Genomic DNA, 2,945 nt, shown 5'->3' on the forward strand with positions numbered 1-2,945 from the left:
GGCTGAATCGTTTGTGAGATCAGTAAACCGATATCGTTGTATTGGTTTGTTTGTATAAGTCCATTCGCCAAGTAGCGTTCGGTTTCTCGATGCAAATCATCGCGTTTAAAGCCCACCATGTCTTTTTTATTCAGTGCAATACCATAGACATGCCCTGACCCATAGCTCAGATGGGTGATTTCTTGTCCATCGGGGCGGATGGTTTTAATTAAGTTACCCAGTTCATCGTAGTGATAGCGCAGTACTGCGGTCATATCCTCAAAATGCGGAATCTTATAATGCTGGTGTTCTCGGATCAGTTGTCCAATTTCGTTGCGGTAGAAGTCGATTTGACTGTTTTCGTTGACAGTACGACTCAGTTGTCCATTTAAATTATAGTCAAAGCGCTCGGTTTGGGTTTTGCGGGTTTCAATATGGGTATAGCTTTTTTCAGCAATCATTCCATCTTCATAGTAGCCAAATTGGGTGATGATATTGGCTCAGAAAAATCGGAACTTGTGCAACTTGAAATAAAGTCAATGCTCATACCGATAACTCAGATATAAAAAAATCTGATCTTCTCTGCTAAGTTAATCTGCTTTGAGAATAAGTTTATTTAATATTCAATCATTAATTAACGCTAAACTATGAAATACCTAAAGTATTAGAAATACAATTGGCTATTTTACGATTTATTAAATAACTCTAGATATTAGCTAATAGGTGAATTGCTAATTGATTTCCATTTTTTGCAGATTTCTCCAGCCAATATCGCCCCAACTTCTCATCTTTTGGTAAGATCAATCCATAAAAATACATTCTTCCAACCAAAAATTGTGCTTCAGAATGATTTAAACTCGCAGCTTTTAATAAATAGTTAGCAGCTTTAGCATCTTCTAGAATACCGATATCTAATTTAAGGTAAGTTACACCTAAATTAAATAAGTAATCAACATTATCTGGATTACCATAGACTGCTTTTTCAAAGTAATCTTTAGCAATTTTATAATTTTGATCAATGCCATATCCATTCACATAAAGGATACCTAGATTATAAAAAGCATCATAAAGATTTTCGCCTTGATTCACCTGACTAAAATAAAATCTAGCTTTTTCATAATCTTTTGAAACACTCGAATCATCCATATACATTGCCCCGAGATTATATAATGATTTTTGATGTCCATTAACTGCAGCCTTTTCAAAATAATGAATAGCTTTTAGGTAGTTCCGATCTACACCAAGACCGTCTAAATACATAATTGCTAAGTTAAATTGAGCAGGAGCAAAGTCTTGGCTAGCTGACTTTTCAAATAATTCTTTAGCAAGAGCTAAATTTTTTTCAACTCCTTCCCCAGAAAAATACATGACCCCCAGTGTAAACTGAGATTCTTTATGATTTTCTTTTACAAGTATTTTTAAACAATTTAAGGCAGAAGCATAATTAGGCGAATCTGAATTCAATAGAGTCTGTACTTGTATATATTTATCACTAGTAGTCTTATTAACACAATATGATTCTGCAGATAAGTTAGTCAACTTATAGTTGTTATTAACTTTTATAGGTGAACATGCTAAATTACTAAGTAATAATAATATCAAACTAGTATTTTTAATTGAACATTTAAATTTCATTACCTACCACTTATTTATTTAAAAAATCTTTTACTTTGTCTATGTTTTCATAAGTATCAATTGCTTTATTAACTTTTTGCCCAATGCTTGAAGCATTTGCACATTTTCTTAAATCTCCCATTGACGTACCAGTTATACAACTATGAGTATCACTTATTGCTCCTCCTATAGGATGCTGTTCCAAAACCTTATGTCCATTATCACCAATATATTTTCCAACTTCTGCAACGGCTTTAGCTCGTGAACCTCTAATATTATGATACGCCTCTACATCAGTCATCCCTAATGCTTCATAATCATTTATCTTATGATCTATATTTGTACTAGAACTATTTCCACCTCTCGCTAGATGGCATCCGCTTTCCACAGTACACCTACTTTGTCTTTCTGAAAATTGTGCATCATACTGAGCTTTTGAGGCCAGCCTTCTTTGTTCAGCTTCAGCATCCATAATAGGCTTATTCATAGCATTTACAGCAGCTTCATTATTTGCTAAAACTTCTTTTCCATTTTTTTTTGCATTATAAGCAGCTTTAGGATCAATAGTAAGTGTTGTAGTTCCATTTGCTTCTTTTATTTGATAATTATTCCCGCGTCCAAATGAATATCCATCACTTATTGATTCAGACTCATTAGTTGGATTATATCCACCAGATGCAATAATTTTAGTTTCATTCAATCCTTTGGGATCGACCCACTGATTGGGGTCACTTACATAAGCTGAATTATTCAATCCACCTTGCAGACCAATCGGATCTTTAGAGATATATCGTCCACTATGTGGCTCATAATATCTGTAACGATTGTAGTGTAATCCTGTTTCCTCATCATAATACTGCCCTTGGAAACGGATATTGGTTTGCTCAAGTATTTGGTCTTGATGCTGTGCTTTCACCTGTTGTGCCTTTCCCCATGTATTTAAGGTGATTTCCCAAATACATTCGCCCTTTTCATTACTCAGGGTTTGTGGTGTTCCCACCTGATCACAGTGGTAAAAGGCTACTCGTTCAAGTTCTGCTTTGTTCTTGCGCGTGTCTGTGCTCCATACTGGATCTCTTTGGATCGAATACGGCATGGTTTTAAACTGACTGTAGTCTGGGGTTTTGATCAGTTGGATGAACTGGTGATAGCCTGTTTGCAGTACAGGCACAAAGCTATTGGGTTCATACACATAGTGCTTGGTGTAGCTTTTATCTTGATCTTGGCATGACTCCCACACCATCAGGTCGCCATCCCATCCAAACAGGGTGAGACTGTCTTTGCCATAGTGGTCTTGGGATTTTTTGTATAGGCGTCGTCCAAACACGTCATAACCGTATTCTGTGATCTGT

Annotated in this window: 2 protein-coding genes and 1 pseudogene; all 3 read right to left on the reverse strand. The window is 35.7% G+C overall.

The window, feature by feature from the left end:
• A pseudogene (locus tag AC5YCE_RS15405) lies at positions 1–476 on the reverse strand (RHS repeat protein); the annotation flags it as partial.
• Between the two features lie 208 nt (positions 477–684).
• Positions 685–1,614 (reverse strand): tetratricopeptide repeat protein, encoded by a 930-nt coding sequence (locus tag AC5YCE_RS15410; RefSeq protein ID WP_496172602.1) that lies wholly within the window; start codon positions 1,612–1,614, stop codon positions 685–687.
• Between the two features lie 10 nt (positions 1,615–1,624).
• Positions 1,625–2,945, reverse strand: a 1,321-nt coding sequence (locus AC5YCE_RS15415) for an RHS repeat-associated core domain-containing protein (protein WP_496172603.1), incomplete at its 5' end; no start/stop codon positions are given.

The organism is Acinetobacter sp. CY79 (assembly GCF_059515845.1).

Bases quoted from the DNA above. Each gene is read 5' to 3' on its own strand.
- AC5YCE_RS15410 (WP_496172602.1), bottom strand. From the start codon at position 1,614: ATGAAATTTAAATGTTCAATTAAAAATACTAGTTTGATATTATTATTA.